Below are 3,273 nucleotides of genomic sequence, written 5' to 3' on the forward strand. Positions count from 1 at the left end.
GATACCATTCAGTTCTGAGATAAGGGGAAGCCGGGGTTTAATCTACAGAACAGCCTTAGGGACTAAGGGCAGCCACAAACTCACCGACTTCTGACGATGGACGGTAGCTAACCACCCATCTTGGAGAGATACAAGGGCAGGTATGTAGATCAATTATCCAACAAACGATGCAGCAAGCATTTCACCTCGGTTGGTGAAAACGGCTTGTCGATCAGCGCATCGATGCCGCAGTGGTTTATGTGGCTAAGCTTGGTCTCGTCCTGCTCGGAGGTCACCATCAACACCGGCAGTGACGACAGGCGGTCGCTGTTGCGGATATAGGCGGTCAGCTCAGCACCGTCGATGTTCGGCATGTTGAAATCGGTCACCACGAAATCCACATCGGTTTCCGTCAGGGTCGCAATTGCTTCTGCACCGTCTTCGGCTTCCACAATGTCACTCACGCCCAGGTTGCCCAGTACGCGGGAGATCATCTTGCGTGCCATCTTACTGTCATCCACAACCAGCGCCTTCAGCGATGTGATGTCGTAATTTTCCAGCTCCAGTTCTTCCGGCGAGAGCAGCTCAACGGTAGCGCTCAGGGCGCTGTTCAGGTGCTGACGGCTAAACGGTTTTGGCAGGATGGCAATTACGCCGGACTGCTTGAATACCTCCAGCTGTGCCAGGCGGGTTTCGCTGGTCACCAGCATAAACGGGGTACCGGCACACTCGGACAGACCACGCACTTCGCGCAGCAGATCGAGTGCTGTGCCGTCTTCAAAATAGAGCGCGCTGGCGATCAGATCTGGCTGGATCGCGCTGATACTCTGCAGGGCCTCGGCAATCGTGGCAGCCTGATCAATAGCTGTCACTTGTTCGTGCTTCAGCTCATTTTCGATGACCTTACGCTGCATGGCTGACGGTTCAACCAGCAGGATATTCAGGTCACTCTGCGAAAGACGCTCCATTAATACAACCTCAAAAAGTGTGCTATTCGCTTGGGAATCATAAACATAGCCTAAAACGGCGTGTATTAGAATGCGGATGATCACCGCGATCCGTGACAATTGTATTGCGAATGCGGTTATCGGCTCAGGACTGCTATGCTGAAGCGTAGATTTCAACGACAGGAGAAAAAGGAATGAAAAAGCTGTTGTTAGCCTGGTTTTCCGGGGCGATGCTGGCATGCGGTGTGGCTCAGGCGGAAACTTCCATCTGGCAGGTCGACAAGGATGGCGACCGGTTATATCTGGGGGGGACTATTCACGTGCTGTCGGCCAGCGATCTGCCGCTGCCCGCCACCTTCCATAATATCTATGACAACACCGATGTGTTGGTGCTGGAAACGGACATTGCACAACTGACGCAGCCGGAAAACGCCATGCGTTTACTGACGATGCTCAGTTACACCGATGGACGGGTGCTGAAGGATGTGATCAAGCCGGAAACCTACCGCAAGCTGGAGGAGTACGCGGCGAAAGAACGTATTCCGGTGCAGACGTTTGATCGCCTTACCCCAGCAGGTGTGGCACTGACCGTGTTAAGCCTTGAACTGGCGAAGGCGCAGATCCAGAACGAGGGTGTGGATAAGATCTTCTACGGCCGGGCTCAGGCAGGTGGCAAGCCCGTGCTTGGCTTGGAAAGCGTAGATGAGCATCTGACCTATGTGGCAGGCATGGGGGATGGCGTGGAAGACCAGTTTATCAGTCAGACGCTGGCCGATGCCGACAAGACCCGTGAGGGCCTGCGTACCATTATCGATGCCTGGAAAACAGGGGATGTGGATACGCTGGAAAAGGCGGTGATCAGCACCACGCCAACGGATTATCCTCAGCTGTATGAAAAACTGCTGGTAGAGCGCAACAACAACTGGATGCCACAGATCCTGCAGATGTTTGATACCCCGGAAGAGGAGTTTGTACTGGTCGGGGCCGCTCACCTGCTGGGGCCAGAGGGACTGCTCAAGCAGCTGACCGATCGCGGCTACCAAATTCAGCAACTGCAATAATCAGATCTAATCAATGACCGGACCCGGGCAACGCTCGGGTCTTTTCTATTCCTGCCTGTCTAAAGCTGCTTTTTATGAAAGGTTAGACAAGAACTTACACTTTCCACCGTGCCCACCGCTCTTTAGAATCTGGTCTGTCGGAATTTTAGAAGTGCCAGGTTATATATGAGCCAAGATGTCTTACCGGATGCGCCGCAGTTTTATGCCAGCCTGAGCGAAGTCCTGAGCCTGATCAATCAGTCCAGCAGTTTTACCGATGCCTTCCCGTTGGTTGAACATGCGATCCTGCGTCTGTTTAAAGCAGAACGTATCACCGTTTATCAGCGTAACCTGGCGAGCACCGACATCTTCTCCCGCTGCAAAAGTGGCGACGACCTGACCGAGATCCGTGTGCCGGTGAGCACCACGTCGATCGCCGGCTATGTGGCCTTTTCCCGCAAGCCGTTGCTGATCAGGGATGTGGACAATGAGCAGGAACTGAAGAAGATCCACCCAAACCTGCAATACAACAAAAGCTTCACCGCCAATATCGCCTTCCAGTTGAAATCGATGATGGTGGTGCCGATCGAACACAAACAGGTGTTGCTGGGTGTGTTGCAGATTATCAACCGGGTGGACGGCAGCAGCTTCGACAGAAACGATCTGCAAAAAGCGGAAGCGTTCGCCCAGCGCCTTGCGCAGAAATTCCGCACCGACTTTGGCTGTACCAACGGCCCGTACGAATACCTGCTGAACGAACAGCTGCTGGAACCCTATCAGTTGCAGCACTTTATCAAGCAGTCGAGCAGTGCTTATCCACTCACCCGCCTGCTGCGCAACAACGCCAAGCTGACCTCGCAACAGATCGGCCGCTCCCTGGAGAGTTACTACCAGGTGCCGTTTGTACCTTACGAGCCCGATCATTACCGCATCCACCCGGTGTGTGAAAACATCAAGCTCAGTTATCTGAAGAGCAATAACCTGGCGCTGCTCACCGACGGCCACAGCGAAGATCAGGTGGTTATCCTGATCGACGATCCGAACGATACCGCCCGTGTGCTGGCAATTTCCCACCTGTTGGGAACCCGTAAAGTGCGTATCTGTGTCGGGCTGGTGGACGACATTCATCAGTACCTGGGCCTGGCTGCACTGGGTTTCCAGGACAGCAACGAAGAGACCGACGAGGTGGAGTTGCTGGCCAGCAGCGGTGACCGATTAGGCGAGATCGAAGAGGTCGACGAGCTGGACGGTGAGGGCTCCGACGTTGTGCAACTGGTGAACCAGCTGCTGCTGGACGCCAAGCGCTG

3 protein-coding genes are annotated in these 3,273 nt (G+C 54.4%); 2 read left to right on the plus strand and 1 reads right to left on the minus strand.

The genetic code is table 11. The features are described from left to right. Nucleotides 1-149: 149 nt before the first annotated feature. A complete protein-coding gene (locus ACEQ15_RS06335; protein ID WP_370278244.1) occupies nt 150-947 on the minus strand; it encodes a response regulator in 798 nt (265 codons plus the stop codon). A 173-nt stretch (nt 948-1,120) separates the two neighbouring features. Here ACEQ15_RS06335 and ACEQ15_RS06340 point away from each other — a divergent pair, with 173 nt between their 5' ends. Both ACEQ15_RS06340 and ACEQ15_RS06345 read left to right on the plus strand, forming a co-directional pair. Further along, nucleotides 1,121-1,987 carry a TraB/GumN family protein gene (locus tag ACEQ15_RS06340; RefSeq protein ID WP_370278245.1) on the plus strand — a complete coding sequence of 289 codons (867 nt, stop codon included), beginning with the start codon at nt 1,121-1,123 and terminating at the stop codon, nt 1,985-1,987. Between the two features lie 165 nt (nt 1,988-2,152). Further along, nucleotides 2,153-3,273 (plus strand): GAF domain-containing protein (locus tag ACEQ15_RS06345; RefSeq protein ID WP_370278246.1); only part of this gene is annotated, 1,121 nt, incomplete at its 3' end.

Origin of the sequence: Pontibacterium sp. (assembly GCF_964228735.1) — a bacterium.
Lineage (GTDB): Bacteria > Pseudomonadota > Gammaproteobacteria > Pseudomonadales > Balneatricaceae > Pontibacterium.